This window comes from Xanthomonas sp. 10-10 (assembly GCF_040182365.1).
Taxonomy (GTDB): domain Bacteria; phylum Pseudomonadota; class Gammaproteobacteria; order Xanthomonadales; family Xanthomonadaceae; genus Xanthomonas; species Xanthomonas arboricola_F.
Genome location: NZ_CP144460.1, coordinates 972,176 through 989,589, shown reverse-complemented (window position 1 = coordinate 989,589; position 17,414 = coordinate 972,176). Strand labels below are relative to the sequence as shown.

Annotated in this window: 14 protein-coding genes; 4 read left to right on the top strand and 10 right to left on the bottom strand. The window is 65.3% G+C overall.

The window, feature by feature from the left end; translation table 11 throughout:
• Positions 1-36: 36 nt before the first annotated feature.
• Positions 37-2,691 (bottom strand): TonB-dependent receptor, encoded by a 2,655-nt coding sequence (locus tag VZ068_RS04155; protein WP_349656994.1) that lies wholly within the window; start codon positions 2,689-2,691, stop codon positions 37-39.
• Positions 2,692-2,769: 78 nt separating this feature from the next.
• Complete coding sequence (locus VZ068_RS04150; protein WP_349656993.1) at positions 2,770-4,242, bottom strand: hypothetical protein; 1,473 nt, start codon at positions 4,240-4,242, stop codon at positions 2,770-2,772.
• 187 nt (positions 4,243-4,429) lie between these two features.
• Here VZ068_RS04150 and VZ068_RS04145 point away from each other — a divergent pair, with 187 nt between their 5' ends.
• Together VZ068_RS04145 and VZ068_RS04140 are read left to right on the top strand one after the other, a co-directional pair.
• Positions 4,430-5,290, top strand: a complete 861-nt coding sequence (locus VZ068_RS04145) for a 2OG-Fe(II) oxygenase (RefSeq protein ID WP_349656992.1) — start codon at positions 4,430-4,432, stop codon at positions 5,288-5,290.
• 179 nt (positions 5,291-5,469) lie between these two features.
• The gene (locus tag VZ068_RS04140) at positions 5,470-7,515 is read left to right on the top strand and encodes a TonB-dependent receptor (protein WP_349656991.1); all 2,046 of its coding nucleotides are present in this window, start codon (positions 5,470-5,472) and stop codon (positions 7,513-7,515) included.
• A gap of 225 nt (positions 7,516-7,740) precedes the next feature.
• On the opposite strand, the gene VZ068_RS04135 is transcribed toward VZ068_RS04140, so the two are convergent.
• Both VZ068_RS04135 and VZ068_RS04130 read right to left on the bottom strand, forming a co-directional pair.
• A complete protein-coding gene (locus VZ068_RS04135; protein ID WP_349656990.1) occupies positions 7,741-8,154 on the bottom strand; it encodes a VanZ family protein in 414 nt (137 codons plus the stop codon).
• Positions 8,142-9,395: an SAM-dependent methyltransferase gene (locus tag VZ068_RS04130; protein ID WP_349656989.1), complete on the bottom strand. Its 1,254-nt coding sequence runs from the start codon at positions 9,393-9,395 to the stop codon at positions 8,142-8,144. Before VZ068_RS04130 ends, VZ068_RS04135 begins: the two co-directional genes overlap by 13 nt.
• Between VZ068_RS04130 and VZ068_RS04125 the strand changes: the two genes are divergently transcribed.
• Positions 9,394-10,131, top strand: coding sequence for a pteridine reductase (locus tag VZ068_RS04125; protein WP_259167607.1), 738 nt, complete (start codon positions 9,394-9,396; stop codon positions 10,129-10,131). The genes VZ068_RS04130 and VZ068_RS04125 overlap by 2 nt on opposite strands.
• A 263-nt stretch (positions 10,132-10,394) precedes the next feature.
• Here the strand turns inward: VZ068_RS04125 and folK are convergent, their stop codons facing one another.
• The 5 genes from folK to VZ068_RS04100 form a co-directional block, all read right to left on the bottom strand.
• The gene (folK, locus tag VZ068_RS04120) at positions 10,395-10,904 is read right to left on the bottom strand and encodes a 2-amino-4-hydroxy-6-hydroxymethyldihydropteridine diphosphokinase (RefSeq protein ID WP_259155243.1); all 510 of its coding nucleotides are present in this window, start codon (positions 10,902-10,904) and stop codon (positions 10,395-10,397) included.
• Positions 10,905-10,994: 90 nt separating this feature from the next.
• Entirely contained in the window at positions 10,995-12,497 is a 1,503-nt protein-coding gene (locus VZ068_RS04115; protein ID WP_259155244.1) for a hybrid sensor histidine kinase/response regulator, read from the bottom strand.
• Positions 12,498-12,500: 3 nt separating this feature from the next.
• The gene (locus VZ068_RS04110; RefSeq protein WP_046964586.1) at positions 12,501-12,941 is read right to left on the bottom strand and encodes a response regulator; all 441 of its coding nucleotides are present in this window, start codon (positions 12,939-12,941) and stop codon (positions 12,501-12,503) included.
• The gene (locus tag VZ068_RS04105) at positions 12,938-14,749 is read right to left on the bottom strand and encodes an ATP-binding protein (RefSeq protein ID WP_259167602.1); all 1,812 of its coding nucleotides are present in this window, start codon (positions 14,747-14,749) and stop codon (positions 12,938-12,940) included. The genes VZ068_RS04110 and VZ068_RS04105 overlap by 4 nt, the downstream gene beginning before the upstream one ends.
• A 727-nt stretch (positions 14,750-15,476) precedes the next feature.
• Positions 15,477-15,848, bottom strand: a complete 372-nt coding sequence (locus VZ068_RS04100; RefSeq protein WP_349656988.1) for a BON domain-containing protein — start codon at positions 15,846-15,848, stop codon at positions 15,477-15,479.
• Between the two features lie 149 nt (positions 15,849-15,997).
• Between VZ068_RS04100 and VZ068_RS04095 the strand changes: the two genes are divergently transcribed.
• The gene (locus VZ068_RS04095; RefSeq protein ID WP_349656987.1) at positions 15,998-17,056 is read left to right on the top strand and encodes an oxidoreductase; all 1,059 of its coding nucleotides are present in this window, start codon (positions 15,998-16,000) and stop codon (positions 17,054-17,056) included.
• A 136-nt stretch (positions 17,057-17,192) separates the two neighbouring features.
• Here the strand turns inward: VZ068_RS04095 and VZ068_RS04090 are convergent, their stop codons facing one another.
• A complete protein-coding gene (locus VZ068_RS04090) occupies positions 17,193-17,369 on the bottom strand; it encodes a hypothetical protein (protein ID WP_349656986.1) in 177 nt (58 codons plus the stop codon).
• Between the last annotated feature and the right edge of the window lie 45 nt (positions 17,370-17,414).

Here is a 17,414-nt window from a genome sequence, read left to right as displayed (position 1 = left end):
CAGCGGGCGTTTGCGATCCGACACGCGCCCGATGGATCAGAAACGCGCTGTCACACTGATGTCATAGCTGATGCCGGGCTGGTAGGTGTACAGATCGACCCGGCTGCTGCCCACGCGCTGGAACTCCTGATACTTGGTCTTGAGCAGATTACGTGCGGCGAAGTTCACCGAGAGCGTATCGCCAGACCACACCAGGCCCTTCTTGATTACCAGATCCAGCGAGGTTCCAGGCTTGTCGATGTAATCCGGTTGACCCGGGCGACCACGCGCAGAAATTCGCTCGCCGACGTAGTTGGCGATCAAGGTCGCCTGGCTGTGCGTGCTCTCGCTCTCCACACCGATCTGCAGGTTGGCGATATCGTCCGATTGTCCCTGCAACGCCGAGCCGTCGCGAATGAACAGGTTGGCCTGTACCGGTGCGCTGAAGCCGAACGGCTGCACGGTATCGCCGGCACTGGCGCTCACCTCGGACGTGGTGCGCGTGTAGTTGCCGGACACGAACATGCGCTTGTCGCCCCACCAATCGGCCGCGACCGGCACGTCCAGATACTTCTTGGCTTCCAGCTCGATGCCGTACAACGTGGCCTTGGGCGCATTGATGAAACTCTGCACGATGCCGCCACCGGGCGCGTCGTTGACGATGGCTTCGATCGGCTTGTCGATGTTCTTGTAGAACGCGCCGACGGTGACGTACTGGCCCGGCTCGAAGAACCATTCGTAGCGCGCATCCAGATTGACCAGCTCGCTGTCGATCAGGAACGGATTGCCGAAGAACTGGCGGTCGATATCCGGGTCCAGATACTGCTGCGGCGCCATTTCGCGGAATTGCGGCCGCGCGATCGTCTTGGACGCACCGAAGCGCAGCTGCTGGTTGTCGGCAAAGTTCCAGGTCACCGTGGCCGATGGCAGCGCGTAGCTGTTCTGCAACGGTGCCACGCTGTCCTGGCGTGCGCCGCTGAAGATGTCGTACGGATGCACCGCCTGGGTGGCGTCTTCATAACGCACGCCCACGGTGGCGCGCAGGGTCGGCACGATCTCGCCTTCTGCCTGCAGGTAGGCCGCCTTGACCTTCAAGGTCGCGTCGTAGGCTGCCGCACCGAAACTGCCGGTGGTCTCGCGCAGCCGCAGCAGATCGTTGCTGAGGTTGTAGTCGGAGATCAGGTAATCCACGCGCTGATACTGGTTCAGGAACGGCAACGGGCCATCCAGCGCCAGAAAGCGGAACTCGCGGCTCCACGCGGTGCGGTCGTTGTCCAGATACGCCAACCCGCCCTTGACGGTGAGGTCGTGCTCGATCGGCAGCCGCCAGGTCACGTCCACGCCGCCGCTGGCGACCTTGTCGTCGACCTTGCTGAAGCGTGTGTAGTTCTGCACGCGCGAGGCATCGTGCGCCCAGTAACCGTCGAGCAACTCGTAACGGATGCCGGTTTCGTACGGTACATCGCGGCTGGCATTGGCCACCGCCGCGCGCCACTCGATCTTGAGATCGTCGTATTCGCCGAACGCATGCGAGCCGAGCAGCTGATTGTTGATCAACCGACGCGCATACCACTCGGTGTTGTCGTCGCGCACATCGAATCCGGCCAGCTCGTCGCGGCCGGCGCGGCTGCGCGCCACCTTCAGGCTGTCGTGTACATACAAGGTGGTCCAGCCGATCTTGTGGCGGCCATATTCCCAACCCAGGCCGAGCATGCCGTTGGTGCGCACGTTGTTGCGCGTGGTCGCAAAGTCGTAGTTGGAATTGAACTCCACGCCATCGCCGACAAAGATGCCGTCCTGCTGCTTGCCGGTACGCGTGCGCCATTCGTTGTCGTAGCTGGCCACCGCAAGAATGCCCAGCTTGGCCTCGCCGATGTCCATGCTGTAGCCGGCGCTGCCGCCGACGTTGACGTCCGGGTCGATGCTGTCCTTTTCCTGCAGCACATACAGGTTGGCGTTGTTCATGCTGCGGCCGATGCGGCGGATGTCATCGCGCGAGAAATTGCCCAGGTCCACGCGGCGCCCGCTCGCGATGGCATCGCGCAATGCGCCCGGCTGCTTGCGCGCGCCGTCATCAAAGCCCCACTCGTCATCACCGGAGCCGTAATAGGTCAGGCCCTTCTCGCCGGTAGTGACGCTATTGGCGCCGCCGCCCACGGTGAGCGACAGGAACGGCTTGTCCGGCACCGTCATCGATTGCAGATCGATCACGCCGCCACCGAATTCGCCGGGATAATCGGCCGAATAGGTTTTTTGCACGGTCACGCTTTGCAGCACGTCGCTGGGAAACAGATCCAGCGGCACCACACGCTGCATCGGCTCGGGGCTGGGCAGCGGCGAGCCGTTGAACAAGGCCGACGAGTAGCGCTCGCCAAGACCGCGTACATAGACGTATTTGCCGCGCGACAGGCTCAGGCCGGTGACGCGCGTCAGCGCCACCGCGGCGCTGCTGTCGCCGGTGCGCTCCATGTCCTCGCGGGTGACGAACGAGGCCACTTCGGAGGTCTGCAGCATCGGTTCGGGAATGTATTCGCCGCGCACCACGACCTGGTCGAGTTGCTTGGGCGCAATGGCGGCCGCACTGGAACTGCTGCCGCCGCCGGCGGCATCGCTGCCGGTCGACTGCGCCATGGCGGCGCCGGACAGCAGCAAGGTGGAAATGGAAAGAGACAGGCCCGTCCGCGAAAGACGGGCGACAGCGAAGTTTCGCATCGTGGGAGCCCTGACAACAGAAAGATGAAGCTGGACGCATCGCATGGCGGCGCGCTGGCCGCCGTGCGATGCCGTGCCTCAGCAGGGGCGATCGGCGGTCAGGCCGCAGCTCCAGCCCTGCCACCAGGTGTCGTTGGCATCACGTACGCCACCGATGTAATTCACCTGCTGGAAGAAACTGCTCACCCCGTTCAGGCCCTGGAACGCCGGCACTGCGGTTTCGTTGGCGCCGTTGATGAAGGTATTCTGCAAGGTCGACACGCCGTTGGCGACATTGTTGGTACCGGCGGCGAACTGGCTGGCCGCACGCGGGTCGCTGCCGAACGCCGTCGGGCAGGCGAAGAACACTGAGTGGAAGGTGCCTGCGGTGTCGGTATCGGCCATGTTCAAGCACACCAGGCCATCGCCGGTGCCGCCGGCGGGACGGGTGAAGACCGAGTTGTAGAACGCGGCCTGGGTACCCTGATTGAGCATGATCGCCGCACCGGCGCGCGCATTGCCCACGTAGGTGAAGTTGGCCACCTTCGGGCGCGAATACGGCTGGCGACGCAGGCTGCTCCACTCGTTCATGCGGTCGCCGCCGCCGGCGCGCTGCACCACGATGCCGAACTGCAATGCGCCGCTCCAACCTGCATCGGTATCCAGCGAATCGTCGTCGGCGCCGGTGATCACGATATGGCTGCCGTTGACCGTGCCGCCGAACCACTCGATGCCGTCGTCGGAACTGTTGTGAATCTGCACGTAATCCAGACGCGTGCCGCTGCCCACGCCGGCCAGGGTGATGCCCTGCAGCTCGTTGTTGGGCGAGATTTCGAAGCCCGAATACATCACGCGCAAATAGCGCATCGAACCGCTGTTGTCGGTAGCGCTATTGCCGCCATAGAACGCGTTGGTGCCTTCGACCTGCGCCTGGCACTGCGGCGTACCGGACACGGTGGTGCCCGGGCAGTTGTTGATCGCCGCACGGCCCAGCACCACGATGCCGCCCCACAGACCGATAGTGTTGGCGTTGACCTGGCCTTCCAGCGCCTGACGCGCGGTAAACACGATCGGCGCACTGGCGCTGCCTTCGGCGAAGATCTGCGAACCGCGATTGACCACGATGTAGTCGCTGCCCGACGAACCGTACAGGGTCGTGCCCGGCTCGATGGTCAGCACGCCCTGCGCGCTGCCGGCCGCCGGCGCAGTGGCGTCGCCGCCGCGGTCGGTACCGACGTTGACGCGGCCGCTGATCGAATACGCGGTACCGGCGCGCGCGGGCACCACCAGGTTGCCGGTGATGGTCTCCGGCAACTGGCAGGCACGCAGCGTGTTGTTGGCGATGGTGCCGACGTTGGAAAAGCCGCTCGGGCAATCCGCGGCCGGGCCGGTCGGCGTCGGTGTCGGAGCCGGCGTTGGTGCAGGCGTGGGCGCCGGGGTCGGTGCCGGTGCGGGCGGAAACGCGCCTTCGCCGGGCGAGGCGACGCGGTCTGCACCGCCACCGCAGGCGGACAACGCCAGCGCGGTGCCAAAGGTCATGAGAAGTGTCTTGCTGCTATTGCGAACGGACATGCGGCTGATCTCCAGGTCAAAAGGTCCGGTATGAAGAGGAGTCGTCAAGAATTGGTAGCGTTCCGCTCACTGCAGTGGCGAGCACGTTCAAGATCCCCGTCACCTTTATAGGGGCCGTCTGTTGCATTTGTCTTACCACGACACATTTGACATATAGCTGCCACACGTTGGCATGCACTGTAGCGGGATGAAACTCACCGATATCCCCACCGCCCTGGCAGACTGGATCGTGGCGCAGGCCCTGGCTGGCCAGCCGCCCGAACAAGCACTGCAACCGCTGCTGGATCGTGGCTGGGACGAACAGGACGCCATCGATGCAGTCGAAGCGCTGGTGCGTGCGCACATCCAGCAGCATGCGCAGACACATGGATTGCCGCTGCCGGTTCGCGTGCCGGCGCTACTGCACGACAGCGATGCCGCGCTGCTGGATCTGGGCGATCGTCAGGTGCGTGTGTTGATGCGCATGCGCTTGCCGCGCGTGATGGTGCTGGGTGATTTTCTGTCCGATGCCGAATGCGATGCATTGATCGCCCTGGCGCAGCCACGCCTTGCGCGCTCACGCACCGTGGACAACGCCAACGGCACGCAGGTGGTGCATGCCGCGCGCACCAGCGACAGCATGTGTCTGCAACTCGGGCAGGATGCGCTCTGTCAACGCATCGAAGCGCGTATCGCCCGCCTGCTCGACTGGCCGGTGGATCACGGCGAAGGCTTGCAGGTTCTGCGCTACAGCACCGGCGCCGAATATCAGCCGCACTACGATTACTTCGACCCCGACGCAGCGGGCACGCCAGTGTTGCTGCAGGCAGGCGGGCAACGCGTCGCCTCGATGGTGATGTACCTCAACACACCCGACCGCGGCGGGGCCACGCGCTTTCCCGATGTGCATCTGGAGATTGCCGCGATCAAGGGCAATGCGGTGTTTTTCAGCTACGACCGCCCGCATCCGATGACACGTAGCCTGCATGCCGGCGCCCCGGTGCTGGCCGGCGAAAAGTGGGTGGCGACCAAATGGCTGCGCGAACGCGCAGCGCGCATGCCCGGCTGACCGGGCAACGCGCTCAAGCAAAGCGCGTGCTCGACGCACCAACCGCCCAGACGGGCGTACAGGGCACGCTGCGCTACCGGCTTCAGCCAGCCGCCGGCGACGTACGTCGCATATGTTATAATATTGCATTGGCTGACACATGGGGTGATCAGCTCCTTCGCATCGGTGTCGTTCGATCCATGAAGATCCAGATTCTCGTGGCGGCAGTGGCTGCCATCCTGTTTGCCGCCCAAGCGCGTGCGCAGTCGTCCGATTCGGCGCTGACGCTCGGCAAGGTCGATGTCCACCAACATGGCGAAGGCCAACTCACCGCGCATCAGGTGCTGACCTCGGTGGACGTGCTGGGCGCCGACCAGATCGAAGACAAGAACGTGTCCTATAGCTGGGAGCTGCTCGGGCAGATGCCCGGTATCCAGCTCACCGAAACCCGGCAGGGCGCCGAATCGGGCAAGGTCAGCTTTCGCGCCTTCAACGGCGAGGGTTACCTCAATGCGATCAAGACGCTGATCGACGGCATTCCCAGCAACGTCAACAGCGGCAACCAGCGCTTCATCGACATGCTGTTCCCGCTGGAAATCAGCTACATCGAGGTGGTGCGCGGCACCAATGATCCGCGCTACGGCTTGCACAACATCGGCGGCAACATCAATTTCGGCACGCGCCAGGGCGGCAATTACACCGACGCGCGCCTGACCTACGGCAGCTTCAACACCCGCGATGGGCAGCTGGCCGTGGGCCGCGAACGCGACGGGTTTGCGCAGAACTATTTCGTCGGCGTGCAGGCCTCCGATGGCTACCGCGAGCACGACAACTCCAGCAAATATGCGTTGGGCGGCAAATGGTTCTACGGCAGCCTCGACGACGGCATGCGCATCGGCCTGACCGCACGCGTCTATCACAACCAGGCCGACGAACCCGGCTTCATGACCGCAGCGGAAATGCAGGCAGACCGTCGCAGCTCGGACCTGCGCAACCGCAACGACGGCGACGACCGCGACATGCGCCAGGTCGGCGTCCATATGGACCTGAAGCTGGCGGAAGGACTGTTTTTAGGCACCAGGCTTTACTACAACCGCTATCTGGACGACCGCCAGGTGACCTTCAGCGACCTGCCCACCGGCAACGCGCCCCGCCAGCGCCGCATCTGGGACGAGACCCAGGTCGGCATGCTCAACACGCTGACCTGGCGCAGCAGCGACACGCTCACCCTGGAAGGCGGCGTCAACTACGAACATCAGGACAACGCCTACCGACGCGAGCGCTTCAGCTACGCCGAGCCCACCAATTTCAACGCCGCCCCGGCACGCATCCAGAACGACGACCGCCATACCTTCGACAACTGGGGCGCCTACGTGCAGGCGATCTATCAGCCGATCGAGGCGCTGAAGATCGTGCCGGCCTACCGCGTGGACCGCTTCGACGGCCACACCCAACTGCCCGGCGGCGTTCGCGCACCGCTGCAGCGCTACGGCACCATCGAGCAGCCGAAACTGAGCGTGGTCTACGCCTTCACCCCGACCACCAACGTCTATGCCAACTGGGGCCGCAGCTTCCAGGTGCTGACCGGCTCCACTGCGCCGGCTTACCTCACCGCCGGGCAGCTAGACGTGCGCCCGTCCACCAATACCGGCATGGAGCTGGGCATGAAATTCAGCCCGTTCCATGGGAGCCAGGCGCGCATCGCGGTGTGGCAGCAGGACGCGGCCAACGAAGTCTCCAACATGCCCGCCACCGGCACCACCGTCACCCTGGGCAAGACACGCCGGCGTGGCGTGGATGCGCAGATCAATGCGCAGCTGGGCGACAGGTGGACGCTATGGGCATCGCACGCGTATCAGGAAGCGAAGATCGAACGCGACGACCGCGATGCCAGCGTGTCGCTGGTCGGCCGCGAAGTGGCCGCAACGCCGCGTTACATCAGCAACATCGGCGTCGAATACCGCCCGACCGCTGCGCTGCGCCTGGGCATGCAGGGCCGCGCGCAAGGCGATTACTACCTGGAAGAGCGCAACGTGGCCGGCAAGTACGGCGGCTTCGCCACCCTGGATCTCACCGCCAGATACACCATCAACCCGGCCTGGAGCGTGGATCTGCAGGTCCGCAACGCCACCGGCCGCGAGTACGCCTACGTGTGGTACGACAGCTTCTTCTGGACGCAGGCACAGCCGATGTTTTCGCCAGCGGCAGGGCGCCAGCTCTATCTTGGCCTGAACATGAAGCTGTAACTCGCCCATCCACGGGCTGGGACTGACGCTACATCCGATGATGTGCGCAGGGCTGCTACGCGATGCAGCGGCCCTGCGCCGGGTCTGGAACGTCAGACACCGCCGTCGGCTGCCACAACGACCCGGTGCTCGCTGCCGACGCCTCACTGGCCATCGCAAGCCATCGCCCGATAACGGCAATGCCTGGCGCAGGCGTGCGTTCGTACGCGCCTGCGCGCACGCGACTCAACGCCGCGCAAACAGGCGCTGGTCGATCCGCAACATCACAAAACGCAACGGCGTCCACGCCAGGCACAGGCCGGCGACGATACCCAGCGTGTCGGCCAGCGCATCGTAGGGGTCGGCGCTTCGATTGGTCGTCAGTGCGCCTTGCGCGATCTCGATACCGATACCCAACGCCACCAGACCGATGGCCGCAACCGCCTGCGCGCGGTGCGTGGCAAACAACTGCACCGCGCCCCAGCACAACAGTGCGAAGGTCAAAAAGTGCTCGGCCTTGTCGCTGTTGTCAGGCAGCTCCGGAATCTCCGGCGGCGGCCCCAGGCAGACTGCAATCACCACCACGATCGCAGCGATCCATAACCCCACCCACAACCGCGGCCGATGAAACGGGCGCAGCGTCTGCGTTACAGCCGCCATGTGAGATCGCCGGCCAGAAATGCGGGCGCGATGTCCACATCGCGCGCAAAGCCCATCACCTGAAAGCGCTCGCCCATCTCGCTGGGCAAGGTCAGCCGCTTGATCTGCTCGCGCAGGCGCATGCGCCCTACTTCATCGGTGCGCGTATCGGCCTGCGCCAGCAAGCCATCCAGGCCGTTGCCCAACAGGAAACTGGCCTGCGTGCAGTAACCGGCCAGTTCGAAGCCGGCACCGGTGCCCGCCTCCGCAAGCGCGGTGAAATCCACCGACGCCGTCAGGTCCTGCAGACCGGGCCAGCGATACAGGTCTTCATGCATGCGATGGCGATAGAACGCACGCAAGGTGCCGTCCTCGCGCTGCGCGCGATAGAACTCGCCGCGCGGATATCCGTAGTCCACAAACACCATCGCACCGCGTTTCAGGCCGCCGGCCACCGCCTGGATCCAGTACGGCAGTTGCGGCAGCAGCTCGGAGCGGTAGCCATCGGCGAATGGCTGCTCCAGATAGCGCTCCAGATGCCGTACCGCCGCGCTCAACAACGCGTCGGCCGGCTGCTCGCCACGCGCAAACCGCTGCTGCGCATCGAGTACCACGGTTTCCTCGTAGACCTCGCCCTCACGTATCGCAAAGCGCGGCGTGGGCAGCGCATCGATCACCTCGTTGGCGAACAGCACGCCGTCCCAATCGTCCGGGAACGGGCCATCCAGCCATTCGACCAGATCGAACACCGGCGGAATCAGGCTGCGCCCCAGGCGCTCGCGCTGGCGCTCGCGCAGGTCTGCGCTGGGTTCGAGAATCGCATAGCGCTCGGGCAACGCGTCCAGCTCCAGCAGCCGCTTCAGCGTGACTTCGGCAAATGCGCCGCTGCCGCCGCCCACTTCCAGCATTCGCGCCTGCGGCCCGAGCTGCTGCAGCACCGGCGCCAGCGCACCGGACACGGTGGCCGCAAACAACGGGCCCAGCTCGGGCGCGGTGACGAAGTCGCCGGCCTCGCCGAACTTGCTCGACCCGGCGCTGTAGTAACCAAGACCCGGCGCATACAACGCCAGCTCCATGAAGCGCGAGAACGGAATCGCACCGCCGGCGGCCTGGATTTCGGCGCGCACATGCGCAGCCAGTCGGTCGCTGTGGGCCAGCGCGTCCGAATCGGGAGTGGGGAGGTCGGCGTGCATGCGGGCACCGGTTGCGGGGACAATGCACAGGATAGCCGAGCCCTTTGCAACGCCGAGCGAGTACGCCATGACAGACAGTTCCAAGGTGGTGTTGATCACCGGCGCAGGCCGGCGCATCGGCGCACAGATCGCCGCCACGCTGCACGCCGCCGGCTACCGGGTTGCCCTGCACGCGCATCAGTCCGCCGACGCGCTAGGCGCGCGCGTGGCCGAGCTGTGCGCGCAACGCGCAGGCAGCGCGCAGGCCTTGCACGCGGATCTGCGCCTGCCGCACGCGCCTGCGCAACTGGTGGCCGAGTGCGTCGACGCATTCGGCCGCCTGGATGGCGTGGTCAACAATGCCTCGGCGTTCTATCCCACTGCACTTGGTCACGCCACGCCGGCGCAGTGGGACGAATTGTTCGCGGTCAATGCGCGGGCGCCGTTCTTCATCGCCCAGGCCGCTGCCACGCAATTGCGCCAGCACCGCGGCGCCATCGTCAATCTCACCGACCTGTATGCACAGCAGCCGATGCGCAACCATCCGCTGTACGGCGCCTCCAAGAGCGCGCTGGAGATGCTGACCCGCTCGCTGGCGCTGGAGTTGGCTCCGCAGGTACGCGTCAATGCCGTCGCGCCCGGCGCCATCCTGTGGCCGGAGCAAGGCAAGTCTGCCGACGCCAGGCAGGCGCTGCTCGCCCGCACGCCGTTGGCGCGCATCGGCACGCCGGAAGAGATCGCCGAGGCGGTGCGCTGGTTGCTGGACGACGCCAGCTTCATCACCGGGCAGATCCTGCATGTGGACGGCGGCCGTCAACTCAGCTGAGAGCGGCCAGCACCATGAACGCGCTCACCCCAGGCGGACGCGGCAAGTGCCCGGTGCGGCATCTGGTGCCTACACTCCGGTTTTCAGTGCGCCGTCCACACGCAGCTGGCGGCTGCTCGCCAGGTTCTGGTCGCGCGAGTGCGCGCGTTGCGTGAGGGTGCATCGTCAGCGATTGCAGACGGATGCGCCTACACCGATCGGCGCGGCTGAGCTGTCAGTTCACCACGGTCGTGCAGCACGGCCAGCCGCGCCGTACACCTGTGCTAGTGCGCAGCACGCAGCGCGGGCGCATCCAGCTCCACCGTCGTAAACGCACTGCCGTATTGCGGATGCGCCTGCCACAGCGCGGCCAAGCTCCGTCCGCTCAGCGGGTCGACGAAGTCCGGCGCGATATCGGCCAGCGGCTTGAGCACGAAGGCATGCTTTAGCTCCGGGCGCGGGATACGCAGATGGCCCGGCCCTTGAACGATGCAATCGCCGAAGAACACCACGTCCACATCCAGGGTCCGGTCGCTGAAACGCGGCCCGCTGCGATCGCGGCCATGCGCATCTTCCAGCGCATGCAACCAGTGGTCTAGCGCATCCAGGTCCAGGTCGGTCTGCAAGGCCACGGCGTTGTTGACGAAGTCCGGCCCATCGAAGCCCACTGCCGGCGTGCGGTATGCCGGGGAGACGTCGAGCTGGCCAAAGCGCGCGCGCAGGGCGGCGACGGCCAAGCGCAGGTAGTGAGTCGGCTGGACGTTGCTGCCGAGGCTGAGAAGCACGGTGGTCATGCGGTATTCGCGCATGCGGCCGGCGTCAGCGTCAACTGTTGGCGCGCGCCACAGGCCCATCGGCACAGGCGCAGCGAGCGCGCGCGTGGATCAGGCCACTTCCAGCGCATGCGCTACCGCGCGAAATACACGGCGCATTTCCAGCGGTTTGCGCAGCACGTGCACCGGGATGTCGGGCGGGAAATGCGCACGCTGCAACGGCGCGCCGACATCTTCCAGCACGATCGCCGGCCCTTGGTAGCCCAGCTCCTGCATGCTCAACAACACGCTCACCGCCGACAACAGGATGATGTCGCTGTCGATGATCACCAGATCCGGCATCGCGTGCTGCTGCACCAGTTGCAGCGCAGCGGCGCCATCGGTGGCCAGTTGCGGCTGGTAGCCCTGGCTGGACAAGGCATTGCCCAGCAGCGACAGCCGCGTGGCCTCGCCGTCCACCAGCAGGATGCGCTGCCCACGGCCCAGCGCCAGCGGCGGCTCGCTCTCGGCAATCACCGTCGCTGCCGCACGCATCGGCACGATCATGTCAAAGCGCGTGCCCTCGCCCAGTCGGCTGTCGACCTGGATGCTGCCACCGTAGCTTTCCACGATGCGCTTGCACGAGATCAGACCCAACCCGGTGCCATCGGCCTTGGTAGTGAAGAAGGGACTGAACAGGCGCGCGCGCGTTTCATCGGTCATGCCCACGCCGGTGTCGGCCACGCTCATGCGCACGCGCGTGGCGTCGAAGCGATCGGCCGACAGCACCAGGGTGCCGCCGCCCGGCATCGCCTGGATCGCGTTCAAGCCCAGGTTGAGCAGGCATTGCTGCAATTCGGTGTAGTTGGCTTCGATGGTCAGATCCAAGGCGATCGTGTCCATCTGCAATCGCACGCCATCGGGCAGGCTGCTCCGCAGCAGCATCTGCACCGCCTGAAACAGGTTGGCGATGGACACCTGCTCGCGCGGCTTGTTGGAGCCACGCACGAACGACAGCATCGACTCGGCCATCTCGTGCCCGCGGCGGCCGCATTCGGCCACCACGTTGGCCAGCTGGCGCAGCTGCGGGTCGTCGGTGCGCCCGGCCAGCAGGTCGGGCACGATCAGCAGCGGTTGCAGGATGTTGCGCAGGTCATGGCTCAGTCCGGCCGCCAGCATTGCCAGGCTTTCCAGCCGTTGCGCACGCATCAGCTCGCTCTCCACGCGCTGGCGCTCGAGCTCTGCACGCGCCTCGCGGATGGCGCGCATCACCGCGCTCGGCAACCGCGTGGGGTTGTGCTTGATGATGTAGTCGTTGGCGCCGTCCTGCAGTGCCTTGACCGCCGTCTCCTCACCCATGGTGCCGGAGACGAAGATGAAGGGAGTGGCGCCATTCTGACGCACCAGGCGCAGCGCCTGATGGCCGGAAAACCCGGGCATGCTCAGGTCCGACAGCACGATGTCCGGCGCAAACGCCTCCAGCGCGCTGCGCAGCGACGGCTCGCTGTCCACGCGCTCGAACGCCGCGTCGATGCCGGCATCGAGCAACTGATCGGACAACAGCTCGGCATCTTCCGGCGAATCTTCCACCAGAAGGATCTTCAGCTGCTCCAGTTTGCCACCCTCATGCGGCATGGGTCAGTCCAGCTCCGGTGCCTGATTGATCACCGCCCAGAACGTGCCGAGCGTCTTGACCGCGGTAAAGAACTGATCGACATCCACCGGCTTGACCACATAGGCGTTGACGCCCAGGTCCCAGCTGCGTGCAAGGTCGCTTTCTTCGCGCGAGGACGACAGGATCACCACTGGAAGCCGCTTGAGCGCCTCGTCGCTGCGCACCTGCTTGAGCACTTCCAGCCCATCCAGGCGCGGCATCTTGATGTCCAGCAGCAGCACCGCCGGCAGGCCTTCTTCGCGGTTGGCATAGGCGCCGCGACGCAGCAGGTAGTCCATGACTTCAACGCCGTCTTCGACGTGCACGATGGGGTTGGCAAGACGGGCGTCGCGCAGGGCGTCGACTGCCATCTCCGCATCGGCCGGGCTGTCTTCTGCCAGAAGAATGGTACGGATGGCGGTCATACAGTGAACTCTTGGTTGGGCGCTTCAAGCGCAGGGGGAAGCTCGAAATAAAACGTGGCGCCTTCGTCGACGACACCTTCGGCCCAGATACGGCCACCGTGACGCGTCAACACGCGCCGCACGCTGGCCAGACCGATGCCGGTGCCAGCGTATTCGCTGGCCTTGTGCAAGCGCTGGAACACGCCGAACAACTTGCCGCTGTACTCCATGTCGAAGCCCGCGCCGTTGTCGCGCACGCTGAACTGATGGCCGCCGTCGGCCATCGGCGTGTAGGTCACCTCGACCCTGGCCACCTCACGCTTGGCGCTGTACTTGACCGCATTGCCCAGCAGGTTCATCCATAGCTGGCGCATCATGTTTTCGTCGGCCACCAATACCGGCAGCGGCGCGATCTGCCAGTCCACACGGTGGCCGGTATTTTCGCTCTGCACGTTGGAATCCAGGATCGCACGCGTCTCGGCCACCAGCGACTGCATGTCCACCGCCTGCAACCGCAGCGCGCTGCGGCCCAGGCGCGAATACACCAGCAGGTCGTCGATGAGCGAGGCCATGCGCCGCGCCGAGGAGCTGATCACTTCCATGTAGTGACGCGACTTTTCGTCGGCCGCATCGCCCAGATGGCGCGCCAGCTTGTCCGAAAAACCGGCCACATGCCGCAATGGCGCGCGCAGGTCGTGCGATACCGAATAGCTGAAGGCTTCCAGCTCGCGGTTGACCTCCGACACCTGCTCCACCTTGCCCTCCATCTGCCGGTTGAGCTCCTGGATGCGCAGTTGCGAGGCCTTCTGCAGACTGATGTCGCTGACCGTCATCAGCACCACGTCTTCGTCGACGGTATCCGGCAATGGCATGCGGCGGGCATTGATCAGCATGGTGCGCAGCACGCCATCGGCGCCGCGCTGCTCATGCTCGAAGTCCCACAGTTCGCGCCCGCGCAGCAACACGTCGGCCAGGCGCTGGTGGATCTGCTGGTCGTGCCAGACCCCGTCGCCCACATCTTCCAGCGCCATCAATTCGTTGCCGCGCTCCTCCAGACCGTACAACTCGGCAAAGGCGGGGTTGTGCAGCAGGATGCGTTGATTGGCATCCAGCAGCACGATCGGCTCACGCACGGTTTGCAGCACCGAACTGGCACGGCCGTTGGCGCGCAGGTATTCCTGCTCGGCGGCAAGACGGCGGCGGATCTGCCGCTGCAGCAGCCAGATGACGGTTGCCAGCAAGAGCAGCTGCACTGCCAGCGTGGCCCAGCTCAGCATCGCGTAGTGCAGGCGTTCGGTGTCTGCACGCCCGTTGCGCAATGCCAGCAACCGGCCCTCGGCACCCTGCAACTCGTCGATCAGCACACGGATGGGGTTGTTCACCGTCATGTCGTCGATCAGCGCACGGATCTGCGCCGGTTCGGTGGTGACCGCAATCCGCTCAGCCAGCAGCAGGCGGCGCTCGATGGTGCTCTGGATGCGCCCCATGCGCACCTGCTGCGGCGGGTTGTCCTTGGTCAGGGCGATCAACCGCTGCACCGCCGCTATCGACTCGCGCCGGCCACGCCGCATGCGTTCCAGCAAGGCCGGGCGCTCCACGCCGTGCGAGCGCATCAACGCGGCCGATTCGGTATCGCGCATGGCCGCCTCCAGCCGTTGCGCGGTCTCCTGCACTTCCTGGCTATGCGAGACCCACACTGCGGCCTGATTGGCGTTGCGCGCCATCTGCTGCAGCAGCAACGACGGCACCACCACGATCAGGCACACGGCAACCGCCAACGACGGCAGGCGCCAGCGATCCCATCTGTCTGCTTGGACCGTTGTCTGCATTGCTAGGTCTGTATCCGCTCGCTGCACGTGCCCGGGACGAGTCGGCATTGTCTCCGATCACGCCGCGGGCGAGATTAATGGTTCAGCCATGCCGCAACGGCCATGACATAGCTGAATGGGCATATCATAAGTGCAGCAAAGGTGAAAATGGCGCGAGAAGGCCGCCGTTTGTCGGCGATGGAGCACCATGGACCGCTGGCCCAGCGGTCCGCCCCAATCGGCCCGGCCTTGTTGTAAAGAGGCGGGCCACGCCATAACGAGCACCTGCCACGCCCAGCTCCGCCCGATCCTGCGTGCCGCAGGCGCTCACCAGATGCGATCGCGCGTCGATAGGTGGGTGAGAAACGCTCCCTTCGACACCGATGATCTGCTTGCGCACCACCCCGGCGGCCAGGTGGTCTTCGACGATCCGGGTCGACGGCACGATCCGGGACCAACCCAACGCATCGCTGCAGCCGAGACCGCCGCGACATTCGTCACCGATAAACAGATAGACGCAGCAGGACAACCCGCGTCGGTCAGCAGGCGGCCGACAGACCAGGCGAACAGAGCTGGACAAGGCATCGCATCAGCGCCTGGCGACATCGCTCAGCAAGCCCGCTTCCAGAGCCGCTCGCATAGGCATGGCGAATCAAACGCGCAAAAAAAAGGCGCACTCGCTAGAGTGCGCCTCGTGCTCGGATCAGCCGCCTCGCCGCAGCTGGCCCGGCATTCGCAGCAGCTGCGCTTACTTCTTCGCAGCGACGACCTTCAGGCCGGTCGACTTGACGCTCTTGACGCCCTCGATGCCCTTGGCCACGGCCACAGCCTTGTCGTGCTCGGCCTGCGTTGCCACCGAGCCGGTCAACGTCACGATGCCGTTCTTGGTCTCGACTTTCACGTCGGTGCCCGACACGTTGTCGGTGGCCAGCAGATCGGTCTTCACCTTGGTGGTGATCCAGGTATCGGTGACCGGCTTCTTGGATTCGTTCATGCCAGCGGCATGATCCTTGTGCGCGCCCATGTCCTGCGGGGCGGCGAATGCCTGCGAAGCACCCAGGGTCAGGCCGAGCGACAACGCCAGCGCCAACAGCTTACGTGCATGCATCATGTTCTTCATTCGAATCGCTCCTGTTGAATGTGGCTGCAGCTTGCGGTGGCGGTCGTCGAGCACACGTGACCGCTGCATGCAGGGGTTGTGAACCTCGCGCACACGGGTATGTGCAATACCATGCGGATTCCCTCGTTCGTTGCGATGAACCGTTTTCAATGGCTAAACCGTTCAATCTGGCTGTCGTCGGCTACGGCTATGTCGGTCACACCTTTCATGCGCCGCTGATTGCCAGCACGCCGGGGCTGCGCTTGCACAGCCTGGTCTCGTCCAAAGCGCAGCAGGCGCAGGCCGATTTCCCCGAGGTCGCCGTCGTCGCCGACCTAGACACTGCGCTGGCCGACCCCGAGCTCGATGCGGTGGTCCTTGCCACACCCAATCAGACGCATGCGCCCTTCGCATTGCAGGCGCTGGCTGCAGGCAAACACGTGCTGGTCGATAAACCCTTTGCGCTGGACGCCGCGCAGGCGCGCGCCATGGTCGACGCTGCGGCAGCGGCCGGCCGCGTGATCAGCGTGTTCCAGAACCGACGCTGGGACGCAGACTTTCTCACCGTGCGTCGCCTGATCGACGAAGGCCAACTCGGCGAGGTGGTGGAATTTCATTCGCACTTCGACCGCTATCGGCCGCAGGTGCGCGACCGCTGGCGCGAGAGCGATATCCCCGGCGCAGGCCTGTGGTACGACCTGGGCCCGCATCTGCTCGACCAGGCGTTGCAACTGTTCGGCACGCCGCAGGCAATCGGTGCGGATCTGCAACGCCAGCGCAGCCAGGCGCGCAGCGACGATTATTTCCACGTCACCCTGCACTACCCGCGGCTGCGCGTGATCCTGCATGCCGGCTCGCTGGTCGCCGACAACAGCCTGCGGTTTGCCGTGCATGGCACGCGCGGCAGTTATCTCAAGCACGGCCTGGACACGCAGGAAGACCAATTGCGCGCCGGACGTCGCCCGGGCACGGTCGGCTGGGGCGTGGACCCCTTGCCGGGCACGCTTACCCGGGTGGATGAAGAAGGCCGCGTACATACTCATCAACCCGACAACCTGGCCGGCGACTATCGGCAGTGCTATGCGGCCTTCCGCGATGCGTTGGCCGGCACCGGGCCGGCGCCGGTCGCCGGCGCAGACGCCGTGCAACTCATGCACTTGCTGGAACTGGCGCAGCGCAGCGCAGCGACCGGACAGGTGCAATGGCTGGATGGCAAACGCGCGCCCTGACGACCCGCAGGCATCGACTGCGCGCGCAAAGCGCAGCCGGCGCCTGACAACACGCCGCCGCCGAATCGACCGCACGCAATGTGCAAGGCGCCGCATGTGTGGCAGCAACGCAGCCCGCTGGCGCAACGCACTGCTTCTACAGGCCCCACGCGCGCCACGCCACGAACGTAGAGCCGTCCTGAAACGTAGAGCCGTCCTGAAACGTAGAGCCGTCCTGAAACGTGGAGCCGTCCTGAAACGAGGGCTGCGCCAGCGCGCGTTGCGGGCAGCGGTTGGTGACGCCTACGCGCGCGCCCGAGTCGACCGCCTTCAAACCGTTCTGCGACCGCGACGCCTCTCGGCAATCGCGGCCCTCCTA

What these genes read in the sequence shown, in the direction of transcription:
- VZ068_RS04155 (WP_349656994.1), bottom strand. Translation starts at nt 2,691, where the DNA reads ATGCGAAACTTCGCTGTCGCCCGTCTTTCGCGGACGGGCCTGTCTCTT.
- VZ068_RS04150 (WP_349656993.1), bottom strand. Translation starts at nt 4,242, where the DNA reads ATGTCCGTTCGCAATAGCAGCAAGACACTTCTCATGACCTTTGGCACC.
- VZ068_RS04145 (WP_349656992.1), top strand. Translation starts at nt 4,430, where the DNA reads ATGAAACTCACCGATATCCCCACCGCCCTGGCAGACTGGATCGTGGCG.
- VZ068_RS04140 (WP_349656991.1), top strand. Translation starts at nt 5,470, where the DNA reads ATGAAGATCCAGATTCTCGTGGCGGCAGTGGCTGCCATCCTGTTTGCC.
- VZ068_RS04135 (WP_349656990.1), bottom strand. Translation starts at nt 8,154, where the DNA reads ATGGCGGCTGTAACGCAGACGCTGCGCCCGTTTCATCGGCCGCGGTTG.
- VZ068_RS04125 (WP_259167607.1), top strand. Translation starts at nt 9,394, where the DNA reads ATGACAGACAGTTCCAAGGTGGTGTTGATCACCGGCGCAGGCCGGCGC.
- VZ068_RS04130 (WP_349656989.1), bottom strand. Translation starts at nt 9,395, where the DNA reads ATGGCGTACTCGCTCGGCGTTGCAAAGGGCTCGGCTATCCTGTGCATT.
- folK (WP_259155243.1), bottom strand. Translation starts at nt 10,904, where the DNA reads ATGACCACCGTGCTTCTCAGCCTCGGCAGCAACGTCCAGCCGACTCAC.
- VZ068_RS04115 (WP_259155244.1), bottom strand. Translation starts at nt 12,497, where the DNA reads ATGCCGCATGAGGGTGGCAAACTGGAGCAGCTGAAGATCCTTCTGGTG.
- VZ068_RS04110 (WP_046964586.1), bottom strand. Translation starts at nt 12,941, where the DNA reads ATGACCGCCATCCGTACCATTCTTCTGGCAGAAGACAGCCCGGCCGAT.
- VZ068_RS04105 (WP_259167602.1), bottom strand. Translation starts at nt 14,749, where the DNA reads ATGCAGACAACGGTCCAAGCAGACAGATGGGATCGCTGGCGCCTGCCG.
- VZ068_RS04100 (WP_349656988.1), bottom strand. Translation starts at nt 15,848, where the DNA reads ATGAAGAACATGATGCATGCACGTAAGCTGTTGGCGCTGGCGTTGTCG.
- VZ068_RS04095 (WP_349656987.1), top strand. Translation starts at nt 15,998, where the DNA reads ATGGCTAAACCGTTCAATCTGGCTGTCGTCGGCTACGGCTATGTCGGT.